Below are 17,908 nucleotides of genomic sequence, written 5' to 3'. Positions count from 1 at the left end.
GGAACGTTTTATCATGACAGCCGAAACCAACGATGAAGCGCGCCACAAGGCCAAGATGGCCAACCGCAAGGCAGCCCAGGACGCCGAGGTTGCCGGAAAGACCATCGAGAAGGGGCTGCTCATTGTCCACACCGGCAAGGGCAAGGGCAAATCGACCGCGGCCTTCGGCCTCCTGCTGCGCGCGATCGGGCGCGGTTTTCAGTGCGGCGTGGTGCAGTTCGGCAAGGGAGCCTGGCAGTCGGGCGAGCGTACCGCGATCGAGCGCTTTGGCGATCAGGTCAGGTGGCACACCATGGGCGAAGGCTTTACCTGGGAAACTCAGGATCGCGCGCGCGATGTCGCTGCCGCTGAGCGCGCATGGGCCAGGGCGACCGAGCTGATGGAAGATCCCTCCATCAAATTACTGGTCCTCGACGAGCTCAATATCTCCTTGCGTTACGAGCACATCGACCTCGGCCAGGTGCTTGCAGCGTTCGCGAACCGGCGGCCTGACCTGCACGTCGTCGTCACCGGCCGCAACGCCAAGCCTGAATTGATCGAAGCAGCCGACCTCGTGACCGAGATGGTGGCCGTGAAGCATCATTTTGCGGCCGGCGTCAAAGCACAGCCAGGCATTGAATTTTGATGCCTGCGCGCGCGATCATGCTGCAGGGTACAGGCTCGGATGTCGGCAAGTCGCTGCTGGTTGCGGGATTGGCGCGCGCGTTCGCCAATCGCGGCTTGCGGGTGAGACCGTTCAAGCCGCAGAACATGTCCAATAATGCCGCCGTTACCGCTGATGGTGGCGAGATCGGGCGCGCGCAGGCGCTGCAGGCGCGGGCTGCCCGTGTGCAACCGAGCGTGCACATGAACCCGGTGCTGCTAAAGCCGCAGAGTGAAACCGGGTCGCAGGTGGTCGTACAGGGCCGCGTCGTCGGCAACGCCAGGGGGCGCGAATATCAGGCCATGAAGCCCGGACTTCTTGGCGCCGTGCTCGAAAGCCTGCGCCACATTGCAGGCGAGGCCGACCTCGTGCTGGTCGAAGGCGCGGGTTCGGCCTCTGAAGTGAACCTGAGAGCCGCCGACATAGCCAATATGGGCTTTGCACGAGCGGCCGGCGTGCCCGTTGTGCTGGTCGGCGATATCGACCGGGGCGGCGTTATCGCCAGCCTCGTTGGTACCAAGGCCGTCATCGCCGCCGAGGACGCCGCGATGATAGCCGGCTTTATCGTCAACAAATTTCGCGGCGATCCGTCGCTGTTCAGCGATGGGATGGCAACGATCGCACGACACACCGGCTGGCAGCCGCTCGGTCTCGTGCCGTTTTTCGACCTGGCGTACAGGCTGCCGGCGGAAGACGCGCTCGGACTCGGGACTGGCCGGGCTCGCGGCGGTGGCGACCGCAGCTTGATCGTCGTGCTTGCTTATTCCCGCATCTCGAACTTCGACGATTTTGATCCGCTGCGCCTTGAACCCGGCGTCGATCTCGTCTTCATCCGACCTGGAGAGCCCATTCCCGGCGACGCCGCGCTGGTCATCCTGCCAGGCTCGAAGGCCACCATGGCCGACCTCGCCGTGCTGCTCAAAACCGGATGGGACACGGACCTCAAGGCGCATGTGCGGCGTGGTGGTCATGTGCTCGGGATTTGTGGCGGGTATCAGATGCTCGGCACGCATATTTCGGATCCCGACGGAATCGAGGGACCTGCCGGTTCCGTTGCCGGTCTTGGACTGCTGGATGTCGAGACGGTGCTTCAGGGCGACAAGATGCTCGTCGAAATCTTCGGCGAGAGTGCCGACGGGAGCGCGCCCTTCAAGGGCTACGAAATGCACGTCGGACGCACGACCGGGATGGAGTGCGCCAAACCGCTACTGCATTTCGCAGACGGACGAGCGGAAGGGGCGGTCGACGGCACGGGCCGCATCGCCGGCTGCTACGTGCATGGGCTCTTTTCCGACGACCGGCAGCGCGACCACTGGCTGCACCGCGTTGCAAATCAAGCTTCCGGTCTCGCCTACGAAACCGACGTCGATGCGACCCTCGATCGACTGGCTGATCACATCGAGCGACACATCGACTGCAACCGCCTGCTTGAACTCGCACGCGCGCCCAATCTCAAAGCAGCGTCATAGCGGCGGCGAGGCCCGCGACACACGCAAATTGAATGACGCAGGCGGCCCGGTATTGCCTGAGAGCCAGGCGAATGTCCCCGGCACAGGCGGTCTCACGGCCATCGCCGATCCAATGGTCGTCGGCCATCGCGCCGTCATAGGCACGTGGCCCGGCCAGCCTCAAACCCAGCGCTCCCGCCACAGCGGCCTCGGGCCATCCTGCATTCGGCGAGCGGTGCCCGTCCGCATCGCGCCGCACGGTCGCGATCGCGCCTCGGGAAGAAAGTCCGGATAAGGCCGCCGCGGCCAGCACCAGCCACAGCGCGGAGAGACGCGATGCGGGCAGATTGACGAGATCGTCCACGCGCGCCGACGCCCAGCCGAAGGCGAGATAGCGATCGGATTTGTGGCCGATCATGCTGTCGGCGGTATTGATCGCCTTGTAGCTGAAAACGCCGGGCAATCCCGCAACCAGGAGCCAGAACAGCGGCGTCACGACGCCGTCGGAAAAATTTTCCGCCAGGCTTTCGATCGCGGCACGGCTGACACCGGCTTCGTCCAGGGCTGCGGTGTCGCGCCCGACAATCATCGACACGGCACGACGGCCTGCCTCGATCCCCTCTTGCTCCAGCGCATCGGCAACGGCCAGGACATGCGCATCAAGGCTGCGTTGGGCGAGCAGCGGGCTGGCGACGGCTCCGCAAACCAGCGTCGTTGCGAAGCCTGCAAGAAAGTGCTGCGCCAGCAGGAAGATGACCGTCGCTGAGAAACCGCTGACGGCGAGCAGCAAGAGCAGCGTTCCAACGCCAAGCATACGCCGGCGCTCAAACGAGAACTCACGGCGGTTCCAGGCACGGTCGCACCATGCTATCAGCACTCCAATCCAGCCTACGGGATGGCCGATCCTGCGATAGAGGACGTCCGGAAATCCGAAAGCGGCTTCGATAGCGAGCGCAGTGAGAGCGAGTTCAGTGAACATGCGTGATCCGGAACATTTGGGTAGTGCAAGGGCCCTGCCTATCATGCGGCCTGCGACCGCGGAACCTATCTCGCATGGCGGCGATTTGGACGCTGCACGAGAACGGTATCCCGGCGCGCCGGAGCCGTGGATCGATCTTTCCACCGGCATTAATCCAATCCCCTTCCCGATTCCCAATCTACCGGCGGAAATCTGGTCGCGCCTGCCGGCGCGCTCTGAAGAGGAAGCGCTGCTGGCCGCGGCAGCGGCGAGGTATCGCGTCCCCTATCCCGGGATGATCGCCGCCGCATCGGGCACGCAGGCCTTGATCCAGCTTCTTCCCAGTCTCGTCCCGACATCTCGCGTGGAGATTCTCGGGCCTACCTACGAGGAGCACGAGGCCTGTTGGACGAGACAAGGCCATCGCGTTTCGGTCGTGAAGGATCTCGAGCAGAGTGAAGGCGCCGACGTTGTTATCGCCGTCAATCCCAACAACCCGACCGGGCGTGTTATTCCAGTGAACAGGCTTCGCACCGTTGCAACGGCGCTTGCCAGCAAGAACGGTCTGCTCATCGTCGACGAAGCCTTCATCGATGTGCTTCCCGAAGCCGCGAGTATCGCCTCCGATCCGCCGCCTGCGACAATCGTTCTGAGGTCCTTCGGCAAGACCTATGGACTGGCAGGATTGCGGCTCGGCTTTGCAATTGCCGAGATCCCGCTCGCAACGCGCATCCGCGCTGAATTCGGCCCTTGGGCGGTTTCAGGCCCCGCGCTGCGGATCGGCAAGGCAGCGCTCTCTGACCCGCGTTGGCTCGCCGAGACGACCGCGCGTCTTCGGTCTAATCAGCAACGGCTCGATGCCGTGCTGGAAGATGCCGGCCTTACTGTACTTGGCGGGACACCGCTCTTCCGTCTTGCCCGTCATGTCGACGCGATCAAGCTCGCCGAACGGTTGGGCCGCCATGGTATCCACGTTCGCAGCTTTCCACGTGAACCGCAGTGGCTGAGATTTGGACTGCCCGCAGACAAGCTGGCATGGGACCGTCTCGCTGCTGCGCTTTTGAGTGAATAACAGCCGCGTCTTTGATCTCCCGGTGCACACGGGGCTCTCTAATGCATTGAAAAATAGGCCTCGTCACCGGGCGACGGACGACGCTATAACATATTGTTTTTACTAGATTTTATAACAAGTCGCGCGTCATGCGGATCAACCGTCCTCCTGCGCGCCTAGGCCTCCCACCGATCGCCCTTGATGATCCGGACGAACTGGCGCGCGTGATATTCGGCGCTGTCGACATTCACGATGGTGACGTCGGGCGCAGCCGAAATGTCATCGACCGTCCGGCTTAACCGGTGCTCGATTTTGCCATCGCTGCTGCGCCCCCGCATCGCCAGCCTTTCAGCAAGAACGTTTGTCGGCGCCGTGATCGAAACCACCACGACGTCGGCGTAAGCGCGGCGCACCGTTGCAATCACGGTCCGCGATACATTGGCAATCACCGTGCGCCCGGCGCGCAGGTCGTCGTCGATCTTGCGGGACAAGGCGTAGCAATGGCCGTGCGCCTCCCAGTGCACGGCATATTCGTTCCGCGCCAGCGCCTGCCGGAACGCGTCCGGGCTGACCTCTTCATTGTCTTCAGACACCGAGGCTGCGCGCGTGATCACGCGGCGCGGAAAGACAATATTGGGATCGTCGGCGCAGGCGGCTTTTGCCAGCCCAAGCAGCGTATCCTTGCCGGCGCCGCTTGGGCCAACCACCAGAATGAGACTGCCGGGTCCAATCGCGGCGACACGATGTTCTGCGACAACAGGCGCCTCCGTCATGCCACACGCTGCCCTTCGCGCCACACACTGCGCACCGCCGGAACGTTATGGGCGACGTGCACCCGGATCACGTCGGCGCGCTTGCCGACCGCGATCTCGCCGCGGTCAGCTAACCCCACGGCTTCCGCCGGCGTCTTGGTAACGGTACGAACCGCCGACGCCAGATCGATTGCCGGCACGCGCTCGGGCAATTGCAGGGCAGCCATCAAAAGGCTCGATGGAATGTAGTCGGACGACAGGATGTCCAACAGCCCTTCGCGCGCGAGATCAATCGCGGCGATGTTGCCCGAATGCGAGCCGCCCCGCACCACGTTCGGCGCCCCCATCAGGATGCCAATACCTGCCTGATGCAGTCCGCGTGCAGCCTCGATCGTGGTCGGAAACTCCGCCACCGATACGCGGTCGCTGATGGCGTCGGCGACATTTTCCTCGGTCGTATCGTCGTGACTGGCGAGCGGGATTTCATATTGCTGCGCCAGCGCGACGATCGCGCGCATATTGGTGGCGGCATAGGTTTTCTGATAGGTAAACCGTCTCGCGAACAGCACATCGAGCTCGGCGTCCGTCATGCCGGCGCCCTTGCCGCGATAATAGTCGCGCAGCTTGACCTCGTCGCGGAACTGACGCTGGCCGGGCGTATGATCCATCAGCGACATCAGCCGCACATCCGGCCGTCCTATCAGCTCCCTGGCCTCCTCGACCACGCTTGGCATCGGGATCTCGCAGCGCAGATGCAGGAAATGATCGGCGCGCAGCAGGTTCGCCTCCCGCGCCGATGTGATCGCCTCAGCCAGTACGCCGGCCCGGCCGTCAACCTCTTCGGCGCCGTCCTCGCGCCAGACCCGCAGCGAATCCAGCACCGTCGTGATGCCCGATGTCGCAAGCTGTCCGTCATAGGAGACGACCGCCGCAATCGGATCCCAGAACACTTTTGGGCGCGGCACATAATGCGCTTCGAGATGATCGGTATGCAGCTCGATCAGGCCGGGCATGATCAGGTCCCCGGCGGCATCCTCGCTGCCGGCAGGCGCATGGCCTTCGCCGAGTTCAGCGATGCGGCCATCGGCAAAAGCCACCCAGCCACGTTCGATCACGCGATCGGCCAGGACTATCCTGGCGTTTGCAATGACGGTCTCGTGCTTGATCGAAGTCATCTCACATCTCTTCCTTCATGCCGCAGCCGCAAACGACGTCACATCAACGATTCGGTCGGCGATCAGATGACGGATCTCGTCGTCATGGACGATTGCCACCATCGCCACGCCCTGACGCTTCTTCTGGTCGATCAATTCCACCACCACGGCGCCATTGGCGGTATCGAGCGAAGCGGTCGGCTCGTCCAGAAGCAGAATCGGCAAATCGGAAATGAAGCCGCGCGCGATGTTGACGCGCTGCTGCTCGCCGCCCGAGAAGGTCGATGGCGGCAGCGCCCACAGCCGTTCGGGAATATTAAGGCGGTGCAGCAGCGCACCGGCCTGTTCGCGCGCTTCGGGACGCGCCACCCCGTTCGCGATCAGGGGTTCGGCCACGACGTCGATGGTCGCCACCCGCGGCACCGCGCGCAGGAACTGGCTGACATAGCCGATGGTAGCGCGACGCACGCTGAGAACCTGCCGCGGCTCGGCCTTGGCCAGATCCATCATGGCGCCATGGTGCCGGATTCCGATCCGGCCGCCGTCGCAACGGTAATTGCCGAACATCATCTTGAGGATCGACGATTTGCCCGCGCCGGATGGGCCGGACAGCACCACGCATTCGCCCGGCTCGACATGAAACGAGACACCACGGACCACCGGCAGTTCCACCCCTCCCTGCAGATGCATGGTGAAAGTCTTTTCGGCGTTGGTAATTTCGATCATCGCAGTCATTGGTGTGCTCATGCCGGCAAGATCGAGGAGACGAGCAACTGGGTGTAGGGCTCGCGGGGATCGTCGAGCACCTGATCGGTCAGTCCGGTCTCGATGACGCGGCCGCCCTTCATCACCATCACGCGATGCGACAACAGCCGCGCCACCGCGAGGTCGTGGGTGACGACGATGGCCGCAAGTCCGAGTTCGTTGACGAGGTTGCGCATCAAATCCAGCAGGCGCGCCTGGACCGACACATCGAGGCCGCCGGTCGGCTCATCCATGAACACCAGGCGCGGCTCGGTGACCAGATTGCGCGCGATTTGCAGCCGCTGCCGCATGCCACCCGAATAGGTCCGCGGCGTATCGTCGATGCGGCCAACATCGATCTCGACGCGTTCCAGCCATGACGACGCGGTGTCGCGGATGCGGCCATAATGATTCCAGCCGACCGCCATCAGCCGTTCGCCGACATTGGCGCCGGCGGAGACGGCCATCCGCAAGCCCTGCGCCGGATCCTGATGCACATAGCCCCAGTCGGTCCGGAACAGAAAGCGCCGCTCGGCCTCGCCAAGGCTCACGAGATCGCGCAACACGCCATCGCGCATCCGATACGACACCCGTCCGGCGCTCGCCGCAAGCTGCGCCGACAATAGCTGCAGCAGCGTCGTCTTGCCCGAGCCGGACTCGCCGACGATCGCCAGCACCTCGCCGGGGTAGAGCGCAAACGACACATCGTGGCAGGCGATCAGCCGGCCATAATTCTTGCCCAATCCTTCGGCGACCAGCAGAGGCTGATCGTTTTCCGACGCGCGCACCTGTTCAACCATGCGCTCTCTCCTTGTGCGGGGCCGCGCTCTCGCTGCCGCGATGGCCCGCCGCCTGGCGTGTCTCGCAATAATCGGTATCGGAGCAGACGAACATCCGGCCGCCCTTGTCGTCGGTGACGATCTCGTCGAGATAGGAATCACCGGCCCCGCACAGTGCACAGGGCGCGTCGAACCGGTAACGCGTGAACGGGTGATCCTCGAAATCGAGCGAGACCACCGTGGTGTGCGGCGGGATCGCATAGATGCGTTTCTCGCGCCCGGCGCCGAACAATTGCAGCGCCGGACAATTGTCCATCTTGGGATTGTCGAATTTCGGCGTCGGCGACGGGTCCATCACGTACCGCGCATTCACCTTCACCGGATAGGCGTAGGAGGTCGCGATGTGGCCGAAGCGGGCGATGTCCTCGTAGAGTTTGACGTGCATCAATCCATATTCGCCGAGCGCGTGCATGCGCCGGGTCTCGGTCTCGCGCGGTTCGAGGAAGCGCAGGGGTTCCGGGATCGGCACCTGATAGACCAGAATCTGTCCGTCATGCAGCGGCGCCTCGGGAATCCGGTGCCGGGTCTGGATCACGGTGGCGTCCGTAGTGTTGGTCGTGGTCGCAACGCCGGCGGTCTTGCCGAAGAATTTTCGGATCGAGATCGCGTTGGTGGTGTCGTCGGACCCCTGGTCAATCACCTTCAGCACGTCATCGGGCCCGAGAATCGCCGCGGTCACCTGCACGCCGCCGGTACCCCAACCATAGGGCATCGGCATCTCGCGGCTGGCGAATGGCACCTGATAGCCGGGAATCGCGATCGCCTTGAGGATCGCGCGTCGGATCATCCGTTTGGTCTGCTCGTCGAGATAGGCAAAATTGTAAGTCGGCGCGTTCATTCGGCGGCCTCCTGCAACGCCGGGGCTTCCGAGGCTTCGGCGAATTCCTTGCGTAATTTGCGCAACAGGCCGAGCTCGGATTGGAAGTCGACGTAATGCGGCAGCTTGAGATGCTCGACGAATCCGGTCGCCTGCACATTGTCCGAATGCGACATCACGAACTCCTCGTCCTGGGCAGGCGCGATAACCTCTTCCCCGAGCTCGCGCGCGCGCAGGGTACGGTCGACCAGCGCCATCGACATGGTCTTGCGCTCGCTTTGTCCGAACGCCAGACCGTAGCCACGGGTAAAGCACGGTGCTTCGCTCGCCGAGCCCTTGAACTGGTTGACCATCTGGCATTCGGTCAGCGCGATTCCGCCGAGCGGTACCGCGAAGCCGGCATCTTCAGCAAAAAATTCAACCTCGACCTCGCCGAAGCGAATTTCACCGGCGAAGGGGTGGTTGCGGCCGTAGCCGCGCTGCGAGGAATAGCCAAGCGCCAGCAGAAAGCCCTCATCGGCCCGCGCCAGGTTCTGCAACCGCAAATCGCGATCGGCCGGAAAATCGAGCGGCTCGCGTGTGAGGTCGTCGACCGGCGCATCGGCATCGGCCTTGGGTGACGGCTCGATCAGGCCGTCGCGGCCGAGAATGTCGGTGACGCGCGGCATGGCCGCGGCTGACGCTTCACCCGTCGCGGGCAACTCGGGCACCCACCCCTCCGCAAGCTGCGGGTCCAACAGACGATGCGTATAGTCGAAGGTCGGCCCGAGAATCTGGCCGCCCGGAATGTCCTTGAAGGTCGACGAAATCCGGCGGCGCACCTGCATCTCGCCGGTATCGACCGGCTCGGTCGCGCCGAACCGTGGCAGCGTGGCGCGGAAGGCACGCACCAGGAAGATCGCCTCGATCATGTCGCCACGCGCCTGCTTGATGGCGAGCGCCGCAAGCTCGCGGTCATACAACGAGCCTTCGGTCATGACGCGATCGACGCCGAGCGAGAGTTGTTCCGAGATCTGGTCGAGCGAAACCTCGGGAACATCCCGATCGCCACGGCGCTCATGCGCCAGCAGGCGGTGGGCGTTCTCGATGGCGCGCTCGCCTCCCTTGACGGCAACATACATGGTCAGGCCCCCCTTGCGATGAGCCGCGCGGTGCGGGGTATCGCGACAATGACATCGTCATGGACCAGCACGACGTCGATGCCGCGGGGAAACATTGTCTGATTGATCGCAAGCCGTTCGAACAGGTCCGGCGGCTGGATCGTGGCCTGCAGCACAATCGTGCCGTCGATGCCAGGACCCCGCAATTCGAAGGCCGGCCCTGTGGTGAGGCTTTCGACCTGCAGGATCAGCGTCGTGGAGCGATCGGGATATTCATTGCTGCCGAACGCGAACCGTTCCAGCGCCGGAAGGCCCGGCGCGTCGCCGATCAACGCAAAGCTGGCAATCGAGGAATCCGTAGTCACCGGCGCGCTGGTGTGGAATTTCAGCCATTTGGCGACGGCCGATGTCTGGGACATCCGGGCATCGAGCCAGATCGGCGTATCATGATCGAACAAGGTCAGTGCGATGGCCGCAGTGCCGCGCATCACGCCGGCTGGCTCGCCTGCGACCGCCTCGATGCGCTGAACGCTGCCGGGGCGCGCCATCGCATCCATCACCGAGCGGAAGGTCGACTGCGCCGACAATACCTTGTCGATAAATCCTGCTGGTAACTCCGCAACCGTGGTCATGCCTCACCCCTCACCGCGCACCAGTGTGTAGAAATCAACCCGCGTCGCTGCGGTCTCCGCAGCGTAGCGGTTCCGGTTCGCGACCATCGCGGCACGCAACGGCGCGATCACACCGGATTCGACGGCCCCGGCGAATTGATCCGACTGCAGCATGGCATCGCACAGCGCGATCATCCGGGCCTTCTGCCGGTCGCGCCCGAGCGTGTAGCCGAAACCCACTTCGCCGGTCGAAAGCCGCACCGCCGCACGCGATACCGTAGCCTCGCCAAGATTAAACGGCGCACCGTCGCCGCCGATGCGGCCGCGCACCATCACGAGGCCATTCTCGGGCTCACGCAGATTTTCATGGGCCGGCAACGCGACCGCATCGAGACGACCCGAGATGTCGGCTGCATCGGAATGCGCGAGCACCGCCATCGCCGCCTTGCGCTGCGCCTGCCTGGTAGTTTCTGTCGTTTCGGTCATAGCGGCCCTTGCCGGAATCAAGTTGTCTATGATACTAGACAACTTGATAACGAAACGCCATGACTGTTTCGTGACAAGAGGATGATTTTCCGGATGCGTTCCGTGGGCGGGTCCACACCATGAGCATGCAGGATGCTGCTACCGGCGTCGCGCTGTGGCGGCAGGTCGCCGACGGAATCGAGCGCGGCATCGCCGAAGGCCGCTTTCCGGCCGGTGAAAAGCTGCCGGGCGAGACCGAGATCGCCGAAACCTATCGGGTTAACCGCCATACCGTCCGCCGGGCCTTGGCGACGCTGGCGGAACGCGGGTTGGTGCGCGCCGAGCGCGGCAGCGGCACTTATGTCGAGACGCGGCGGCTGGCCTATCCCCTGCGCTCGCGGACGCGGTTTTCCGAAATCGTCGGCGCCGGCGGCCGCGAGCCGCACGGCCAGCTGATCGACGCCTCCGAGGAAGTCGCGACCCGCGAACTGGCGCGGGAACTTGCATTGAAGACCGGCGCGCCGCTGATCCGGATCGAATCGCTGCGATTAGCCGACCGAACCCCGATCTGTGTCAGCACCACCTGGCTATCGGCCGAGCGCTTTCCCGGCGCCGGGAGCGTGTTCGCCGGCGCACGCTCGATGACAAAGCTGCTCGCGCATTACGGCATCCGCGACTATCGCCGGGGATCAACCCGGATCAGCGCGGCTATCGCAGACGCTTCCGACGCCGCACGGCTGGACCTTGCGCTCGGGCGCCCGGTCCTCGTGGTCGACAGCACCGACGTCGACCCCGCCGGCAAGCCGCTCGTGACAAAACGCTCACGTTTTGCCGCCGAGCGCGTCGAGTTCCTGGTCGAGAACAGCTAGAACTGGGCGACCGCGCGTCGCCCGATAATGGCGAAGCGCAGCTTGCCCGAGATCCAATCGATCGCGGCAACCGCGACCAAGATCATCAGGATCAGGAACGAGACCTTCTGCCACTCCAGCACGCGGATCTGCTCAGCCAGCTGCAGGCCGATACCGCCGGCTCCGACGATGCCGATAATGGTGGCCGAGCGCGTATTCGATTCGATGAAATAGAGCACCTGGCCCGCGATCACAGGCAGCACCTGCGGCATCAAGCCGAAGCGTATCTCGTGCAGGACACTGCCACCGGAGGCGCGGATGCCCTCGACCTGTTTCTTGTCGGCGGCCTCGATCGCCTCGGAAAACAATTTACCGAACGCGCCGAAGTCGGACACCGCGATTGCCAGCACGCCGGCGAACGGGCCGAGGCCGACCACATTGATCCATACCAGCGCCCAGATCAGCGTATCGACGCCGCGGATGGAGTCCAGGAACCGGCGAACGGGAAAGCGGATCAGTTTCGAGGGAATGATATTTCGCGCCGCCAGCAGGCTGACCGGCAGCGCGAACACTGCTGCGATCGTGGTGCCCAGCAACGCGATCGACAGGGTTTCGCCGAGCGCGGAGAGATAAATCGGCAACGAGGAGCCTGGGTCGGGCGGGATCATCATCAGCGTGATCCAGCCAAGCTGGTGCAGGCCTGAGAACAATCTTGCCGGCGAGAACTCGAGATCGACCAGCCCGAAAATGAAAATGGCGAAAGCGCCAAGGATCATCGCCGGCATCGCCAGCCGCGCCGAAGCCGGCCGGTCGAAGACGTCGGGGTATTTCGCCCGCAGCTGCCCTGCATCGGGTTTCGGTAGCTGGCTCATGCGCGCGCGTCCTTGCCGAACAGCCGGCCGCGCAACCACCCGGTAGCGATATCAATCACAAAGACGGTGACGATGATCATAACCAAAATCGCGCTGACGTCCGAATAGTAGAATTTCCGGATCGCGACCACGAGCTCCTGCCCGATGCCGCCGGCGCCGACGAAGCCCATGACGGACGCCTCGCGGACGTTGATCTCAAAACGCAGCAGCGCGTAGCTCGCGTAGCCTGCGGTCACCTGCGGCAGCACCGCGAACCGCATGCAGGACAGCCAGCTTGCGCCGGTCGATCGTACGCCTTCAACCGGCTTCATGTCGGCGTTTTCGACGATCTCGGAGAACTGCTTTCCGAGCGCGCCGGTGGAATGGATGGCGATGGCGAGCACGCCCGCCATCGGTCCGAGGCCGAATGCGATGACGAAGATCAACGCAAACACAATGCCGGGAACCGTACGGGCGAATTCCAGCAGACGGCGGACCACGAAGCGCAGCCACGGCGCGGGCGAGGTATTTTCGGCCGCAAGGAAATTCAGTGCAAACGCCAGCACCGCTCCGGTCAGGGTGCCGACATAGCTGATCAGGATGGTCTCGCCGAGCATCTTCAACCATTTGTGCCAGCCCCAGAACCATTCACCGATGTCGGTCCACACCCGGGTGCCGTTTTCCAGCGTGAAGATACGGTCGAAATAGCTGACGAAGTTTCCGAAATAGGTGAAGAAGGTGCGCAGATTCACCTCCGCGCCGATGGCGGCAATGACAAGAGCGGCGAAAAACACCGCCGCCGCCAATGTCATCTGCAGGCGCTTGCGCGCGACCGCCCTGCGATAGGCCTCGTTGAGCGCCGCCAGTTGCGGGCCTGGCAGAATGGATACGGCCGTGGCCATCGACGATTACGATCCGGTTCAAATGCCAAACGAGAAAAAGGCCGGGTCGCATGGACCCGGCCTGGTCTTGTCTCCGCCGATCGATCAGGACGCCTTCTTGCGCAGATTGTCGACGAACTTAATCAGCTCGATGGTCTTGTCGTAGTCTGCGTTGGTAATCGGCTGCCAGGGCAGATTCTTGCCATCGGACAGCTTCTTGAAGGCTTCCTTGTCCTTTTCGGGCGCGTTGAGGAATGCCTGCCTGATCGCGGCCTTCATGTCCTCGGGCAGGTCGCTGAGATAAGCGTAGGGCGAGTTGATGATGAGGTCCGACTTCACGATGACGCGAAAATCTTCCTTCTTCAGCGGCGTGCCGTCGCTCGACTTGACCATGTTCTTGGCGAGCATGCGCGTGAGGTTCGAATCATCTTCCGCATTCCACCAATTGGCAGCGACATCGACCGTGCCCTGGGCCAGCGCCAGCACGGCGTTCTCATGGCTGCCGGTGAAAATCACCTTGGAGAAATAGGCGTCGGGATCGATACCCATCTGGTTCATCTTGAAACGCGGCATGTTGTTGCCCGACGTCGAGTTCGGGTCGACCAGGCCGAGGTTCTTGCCCTTTAGGTCTTCGATCTTCTGGTACGGGCTCTTGGCGAGCACGTAGAACACCGAATAATACCCCTTGGAGCCGTCGGCGTTGACATCGATCACGAAGGCGTCGGTCTTCACCCCGGTGAGGCGGGCGCGCGAGAACGACGCCGGACCGTAATAACCGATATGGATGTTGCCGGCGCGTTGCCCTTCGATGACGGCCGCATAGTCGTTGGCGACACGCAGATTCACCTTGATGCCGAGCTCTTTCGACAGATAGTTCACGAACGGCGTGTAGCGTTCAAGAACGCCCGAGCCGTTCTCGGCCGGAATCACGGCAAAGGTGATTTCCGGATATTTCGCCTTCCAGTCTTCGGCTGACGCGGATGCGGTGAACGCCAGCGCGGCGGCGCCGGCCAGAACGATGCGACGAGTGATCATGATGTACCCTCTTGTTGTAGTTACGCCCATCGGCCGATTGCAGGTGTGCTGCGGCCGCCCTGTACTGAAGCAATTGCTCAGGCCGCAGCTGCGGTGCCGAGCGCCGGAACGGTTGCAGTTTGAGGCGCATGAATCGGCGTGCTGCCCATGACTTCGTTGGCCTCGAGATCGTAAAGCTCACGCGCAATATGATCGGTCAGAATCGCGGGCGCGCCGTCGAATACCACGCGGCCAGCCGACATCCCGATCAGGCGATCGCAATAGCTTCGCGCCAGATCGAGCGAATGCAAATTGCAGATCACCGTGATGCCGAAGTGCTTGTTGATGCGCAGCAGTGCGTCCATCACGATCCGGGTGTTGCGCGGATCGAGCGAGGCGATCGGCTCGTCGGCGAGGATGATGTCCGGCTCCTGCACCAGCGCGCGCGCGATCGCGACGCGCTGCTGCTGGCCGCCGGAAAGCTGGTCAGCGCGCTGGGCCGCGAGCGAGCCCATATCGAACTGCTCGAGCGCGGACATCGCCAGCGCCTTGTCGTGTTCGGGCCAAAGCTGCGCTAGCGAACGCCAGGACGGGATTTCCGCCAACCGCCCCATCAACACATTGGTCAACACATCGAGCCGGCCAACCAGGTTGAATTGCTGAAAGATCATCGCCGAACGCGCACGCCACTGCCGCAAATCCCTGCCGCGCAGCGCAGTGACATCGACGCCTTCGAACAGGATCCGGCCTTCGGTGGGGTCAGCGAGCCGGTTGATCATCCGCAGCAGCGTCGATTTGCCGGCGCCGGACCGGCCGATCACACCGATAAAGGCACCGGGTGCTACCGAGAAGGAAGCATTGTCAACCGCGGCTTTGGTGCCGAAACGGCACGTCAAACCTTCTACCACCAGCATGCATTGCTCCAACCGCGTCGTCCTCGGTCATCGCTAGCGCCGGTATCTAACAGTTGTGTGACAGCCGCGCCGCGGTGCGGCGATCATCCACACCGGGGACAACTGTCATTTATCCGTCATGACATTGTCATCAGGCCCATTGATGACGTGCGCAGCACCTCTAATCACGATTGCTCATGGAAACGCAAATGGCCGGCAAGATGCTCTCCGTTGAACCGACCGTCGATCCCACCGCCTCGGTGCGTGAAAGCCAACTCGGCGCCTATACCGAGGTCGGTGCGCGGACCATCCTGCTCGACGTCACCATGGACGACTATTCCTATGTCGTGAACGACGCACAGATCACCTACACCACGATCGGCAAATTCTGCTCGATCGCGGCGATGACCCGGATCAACCCCGGCAATCATCCGATGTACCGGGCGTCGCAGGCGCATTTCACCTATCGCGCCAGCGCCTATTTTCAGGGCGAGAGCGACGACGCCGATTTCTTTGAATGGCGGCGCGAACACCGCGTTCATATCGGCCACGACGTCTGGATCGGGCATGGCGCCATCGTGTTGCCGGGGCGCTCCGTCGGCACCGGCGCGGTGGTCGCGGCCGGTGCGATCGTGACCAAGGACGTGCCCGCCTACACCATCGTGGCGGGAAATCCGGCGCGGGCGATCAAGCGGCGGTTTCCGGAGGCCATTACGAGCCGGCTGGCCGAGCTTGGGTGGTGGGATTGGGACCATGAGACGCTCCGTGCCGCCCTACCTGATTTCCGAAGGCTTGGCGTCGAGGATTTCCTCGCGAAATATGAGGCGGCGGGCAGTACGGGTCGCTCTCACGCCAGACGGCGGAGTGCAATATCGTGACAGATATCCTTCTTGAAGGCGGCCGGGCGCTGGTCGGTCGCAAAATTGTCGAGACCTCGCTGCGGGTCGCCGGTCGCGAAATCAGCGCCGTGGGTTCGGACCAGGGACGCGCCTCGCTCCACATTGATGCCGATGGCCTCAAGGTGCTGCCTGGCATCATCGACCTGCATGGCGACGCGTTCGAGCGGCAGATGATGCCGCGCGCCGGGGTCGACTTTCCTGTCGATGTGGCGCTGGCGGACAGCGACCGGCAGGCAATCAGCAACGGCATCACCACCGTTTATCACGCCACGACATGGTCCTGGGAGCCCGGACTGCGCAGCGGCGATAATGCAAGGCTTCTGCTCGAGGCGATCGAATCGATGCGGCCGCAGCTTGCCGCGGATACACGATTCCATTTGCGTCACGAGACCTATAATCTCGATGCCGAGGCCGAAATCGCCAAATGGCTGGCAGAAGGACGCATCGATCTCTTGGCGTTCAACGATCACATGGATTCGACGATTGCCAATCTGGCAAAACCGCAAAAGCGCAGCCGCATGGTGGAACGAACCGGACTCTCGAACGACGCGTTCGACCGGCTGGTGGAGCGGGTCGTTTCCCGCGCTCACGATGTGCCTCCATCGATCGCACGCCTGGCGCAGGCCGCGCGCGCAGCCGATGTCCGGATGCTGTCGCACGACGATGCAAGCCCGGAGATGCGGGCGGCATTTCGCTCGCAAGGCGTCGGCATAGCCGAATTTCCGGTGAACGAGGAAACCGCGCGCGGGGCGGCCGAGGCCGGCGACTTCATCGTGTTCGGCGCGCCCAACGTCGTGCGCGGCGGCAGTCATACCGGATGGACCAAGGCATCCGACATGATCGCCAAGGGCCTGTGTTCGGTGCTGGCGTCCGACTATTACTATCCGGCGCAATTGCTGGCGGCGTTCCGGCTTGATGCGGACGGCGTGCTGCCGCTTGCCGAAGCCTGGGAGCTGATTTCGGCGGCGCCGGCGCGCGCTGCGGGTCTTGGAGATCGCGGCGTTCTCGCCGAAGGCCAGCGCGCCGACATCATCCTCGTCGATGACCGGATGCCGCTGCGGCCGCGAATCGTCGCGGTCATTGCCGCGGGACGTCTGGTGTATCTGACGGATACGAGCCGTCTCATCCATTCGTCCGTCGCCCCACACAAGGCAGTTGCAGCCGCGTGAAGCGGCTCTATTCTGCGGCAATGGGGATTTATCCGCGCTACGCCATCTATTACGCTCCCGCACCCGGCAGTGTGCTGGACCGTTTTGGCGCAGATCTGCTCGGCTACGACGCCTATCGCGGTGACGACCTGCCCTTTCCGGGTGACGTGACCCTGGCCAGGCCCGACTGGCGCGACCTGACCCAGGATCCCCGAAAGTATGGCTTTCACGCCACGCTGAAGGCGCCGATGGCGCTGGCGCCCGGCAGGACCGAGGCTGAGCTGGCCGCGGCGTGCGAGTCTTTCGCCGCTACGGCACGCTCCATCCCGATGATTGAGCCCGTCGTCGGTTCGATCAGCGGCTTTATCGCCGTGATGCTGGCAAAACCGTCGACGGAACTGGTGCAGTTTGTCGGGGATGTGACCCGCGAATTCGATTCATTCCGTGCGCCGCTGACGGCTGGGGATCGCGCGCGACGAAATCCCGAGAAGCTGACGCCGAGGCAGTGTGAATATCTCGATCGCTGGGGCTACCCTTATGTGATGGAAGAGTTTCGGTTTCACATGACGCTGACCGGTCGACTGGATGAAGCGCGGCGCGTGCCCGTGATGGCGATGCTGAGGGATCGGTTTTCCGCAATCGGTCTCAAGACGCTCGCGATCGACCGGATCGCATTGTTCCGCCAGGACCATGCCGACGCACGCTTCCGGATCATCCAACATTGCGCCGTCAAGCAAATGCGGAACTAGCCGGGATCGGGGATGGCGGACCCCCAACTTGCGATCAAGGCGC

The 17,908-nt window shown here is 63.3% G+C and carries 20 protein-coding genes; 7 read left to right on the top strand and 13 right to left on the bottom strand.

Going from position 1 to position 17,908, the window contains the following annotated elements; genetic code table 11:
* The first annotated feature begins 13 nt into the window (after nt 1–13).
* A complete protein-coding gene (gene cobO / locus NL528_RS17925; RefSeq protein WP_309184016.1) occupies nt 14–625 on the top strand; it encodes a cob(I)yrinic acid a,c-diamide adenosyltransferase in 612 nt (203 codons plus the stop codon).
* Nucleotides 625–2,112: a cobyric acid synthase gene (locus tag NL528_RS17920; protein ID WP_309184015.1), complete on the top strand. Its 1,488-nt coding sequence runs from the start codon at nt 625–627 to the stop codon at nt 2,110–2,112. Before cobO ends, NL528_RS17920 begins: the two co-directional genes overlap by 1 nt.
* On the opposite strand, the gene cbiB is transcribed toward NL528_RS17920, so the two are convergent.
* A complete protein-coding gene (gene cbiB / locus NL528_RS17915) occupies nt 2,096–3,070 on the bottom strand; it encodes an adenosylcobinamide-phosphate synthase CbiB (protein ID WP_309184014.1) in 975 nt (324 codons plus the stop codon). The genes NL528_RS17920 and cbiB overlap by 17 nt on opposite strands.
* Between cbiB and cobD the strand changes: the two genes are divergently transcribed.
* A complete protein-coding gene (gene cobD, locus NL528_RS17910) occupies nt 3,069–4,121 on the top strand; it encodes a threonine-phosphate decarboxylase CobD (RefSeq protein ID WP_309184013.1) in 1,053 nt (350 codons plus the stop codon). The two genes, cbiB and cobD, sit on opposite strands and share 2 nt — an antisense overlap.
* A gap of 155 nt (nt 4,122–4,276) precedes the next feature.
* Here cobD and phnN read toward each other — a convergent pair whose 3' ends face one another.
* Genes phnN through phnG form a run of 8 tightly spaced genes read right to left on the bottom strand, consistent with a single transcriptional unit; the run spans nt 4,277 to nt 10,555 of the window.
* Nucleotides 4,277–4,873 carry a phosphonate metabolism protein/1,5-bisphosphokinase (PRPP-forming) PhnN gene (phnN, locus tag NL528_RS17905; RefSeq protein ID WP_309184012.1) on the bottom strand — a complete coding sequence of 199 codons (597 nt, stop codon included), beginning with the start codon at nt 4,871–4,873 and terminating at the stop codon, nt 4,277–4,279.
* On the bottom strand, nt 4,870–6,027 hold the full coding sequence (locus tag NL528_RS17900) for an alpha-D-ribose 1-methylphosphonate 5-triphosphate diphosphatase (RefSeq protein ID WP_309184011.1): 1,158 nt from the start codon (nt 6,025–6,027) through the stop codon (nt 4,870–4,872). The genes phnN and NL528_RS17900 overlap by 4 nt, the downstream gene beginning before the upstream one ends.
* A 15-nt stretch (nt 6,028–6,042) precedes the next feature.
* Entirely contained in the window at nt 6,043–6,741 is a 699-nt protein-coding gene (gene phnL, locus NL528_RS17895; RefSeq protein ID WP_309184010.1) for a phosphonate C-P lyase system protein PhnL, read from the bottom strand.
* 8 nt (nt 6,742–6,749) lie between these two features.
* Complete coding sequence (gene phnK, locus NL528_RS17890) at nt 6,750–7,550, bottom strand: phosphonate C-P lyase system protein PhnK (RefSeq protein WP_309184009.1); 801 nt, start codon at nt 7,548–7,550, stop codon at nt 6,750–6,752.
* A complete protein-coding gene (locus NL528_RS17885) occupies nt 7,543–8,427 on the bottom strand; it encodes an alpha-D-ribose 1-methylphosphonate 5-phosphate C-P-lyase PhnJ (protein WP_309184008.1) in 885 nt (294 codons plus the stop codon). The genes phnK and NL528_RS17885 overlap by 8 nt, the downstream gene beginning before the upstream one ends.
* Nucleotides 8,424–9,527, bottom strand: coding sequence for a carbon-phosphorus lyase complex subunit PhnI (locus NL528_RS17880; RefSeq protein ID WP_309184007.1), 1,104 nt, complete (start codon nt 9,525–9,527; stop codon nt 8,424–8,426). Before NL528_RS17880 ends, NL528_RS17885 begins: the two co-directional genes overlap by 4 nt.
* 2 nt (nt 9,528–9,529) lie before the next feature.
* Nucleotides 9,530–10,138, bottom strand: a complete 609-nt coding sequence (gene phnH, locus NL528_RS17875) for a phosphonate C-P lyase system protein PhnH (RefSeq protein ID WP_309184006.1) — start codon at nt 10,136–10,138, stop codon at nt 9,530–9,532.
* Nucleotides 10,139–10,141: 3 nt separating this feature from the next.
* Complete coding sequence (gene phnG / locus NL528_RS17870) at nt 10,142–10,555, bottom strand: phosphonate C-P lyase system protein PhnG (RefSeq protein ID WP_309184005.1); 414 nt, start codon at nt 10,553–10,555, stop codon at nt 10,142–10,144.
* A 167-nt stretch (nt 10,556–10,722) separates the two neighbouring features.
* Between phnG and phnF the strand changes: the two genes are divergently transcribed.
* On the top strand, nt 10,723–11,451 hold the full coding sequence (phnF, locus tag NL528_RS17865; protein WP_309184003.1) for a phosphonate metabolism transcriptional regulator PhnF: 729 nt from the start codon (nt 10,723–10,725) through the stop codon (nt 11,449–11,451).
* On the opposite strand, the gene phnE (NL528_RS17860) is transcribed toward phnF, so the two are convergent.
* The 4 genes from phnE (NL528_RS17860) to phnC form a co-directional block, all read right to left on the bottom strand.
* Entirely contained in the window at nt 11,448–12,302 is an 855-nt protein-coding gene (gene phnE / locus NL528_RS17860) for a phosphonate ABC transporter, permease protein PhnE (RefSeq protein ID WP_309184002.1), read from the bottom strand. The two genes, phnF and phnE (NL528_RS17860), sit on opposite strands and share 4 nt — an antisense overlap.
* Complete coding sequence (gene phnE / locus NL528_RS17855) at nt 12,299–13,183, bottom strand: phosphonate ABC transporter, permease protein PhnE (protein WP_309184001.1); 885 nt, start codon at nt 13,181–13,183, stop codon at nt 12,299–12,301. Before phnE (NL528_RS17855) ends, phnE (NL528_RS17860) begins: the two co-directional genes overlap by 4 nt.
* Nucleotides 13,184–13,267: 84 nt before the next feature.
* Nucleotides 13,268–14,197 carry a phosphonate ABC transporter substrate-binding protein gene (gene phnD / locus NL528_RS17850; RefSeq protein WP_309184000.1) on the bottom strand — a complete coding sequence of 310 codons (930 nt, stop codon included), beginning with the start codon at nt 14,195–14,197 and terminating at the stop codon, nt 13,268–13,270.
* A gap of 77 nt (nt 14,198–14,274) precedes the next feature.
* Nucleotides 14,275–15,090 carry a phosphonate ABC transporter ATP-binding protein gene (gene phnC, locus NL528_RS17845; protein ID WP_309183999.1) on the bottom strand — a complete coding sequence of 272 codons (816 nt, stop codon included), beginning with the start codon at nt 15,088–15,090 and terminating at the stop codon, nt 14,275–14,277.
* A 188-nt stretch (nt 15,091–15,278) separates the two neighbouring features.
* Here phnC and NL528_RS17840 point away from each other — a divergent pair, with 188 nt between their 5' ends.
* From NL528_RS17840 to NL528_RS17830, 3 genes are read left to right on the top strand one after another with little or no spacing between them, the layout of a single operon-like run.
* The gene (locus NL528_RS17840; protein WP_309183998.1) at nt 15,279–15,947 is read left to right on the top strand and encodes a chloramphenicol acetyltransferase; all 669 of its coding nucleotides are present in this window, start codon (nt 15,279–15,281) and stop codon (nt 15,945–15,947) included.
* Nucleotides 15,944–17,137, top strand: a complete 1,194-nt coding sequence (locus NL528_RS17835; RefSeq protein WP_309183997.1) for an alpha-D-ribose 1-methylphosphonate 5-triphosphate diphosphatase — start codon at nt 15,944–15,946, stop codon at nt 17,135–17,137. Before NL528_RS17840 ends, NL528_RS17835 begins: the two co-directional genes overlap by 4 nt.
* 20 nt (nt 17,138–17,157) lie before the next feature.
* Complete coding sequence (locus NL528_RS17830; RefSeq protein WP_309184951.1) at nt 17,158–17,865, top strand: DUF1045 domain-containing protein; 708 nt, start codon at nt 17,158–17,160, stop codon at nt 17,863–17,865.
* Nucleotides 17,866–17,908 lie beyond the last annotated feature (43 nt).

The organism is Bradyrhizobium sp. Ash2021, assembly GCF_031202265.1.
Lineage (GTDB): Bacteria > Pseudomonadota > Alphaproteobacteria > Rhizobiales > Xanthobacteraceae > Bradyrhizobium.
Note: the sequence above shows the minus strand (reverse complement) of the source record. Positions and strands in the feature narration are given on the sequence as shown.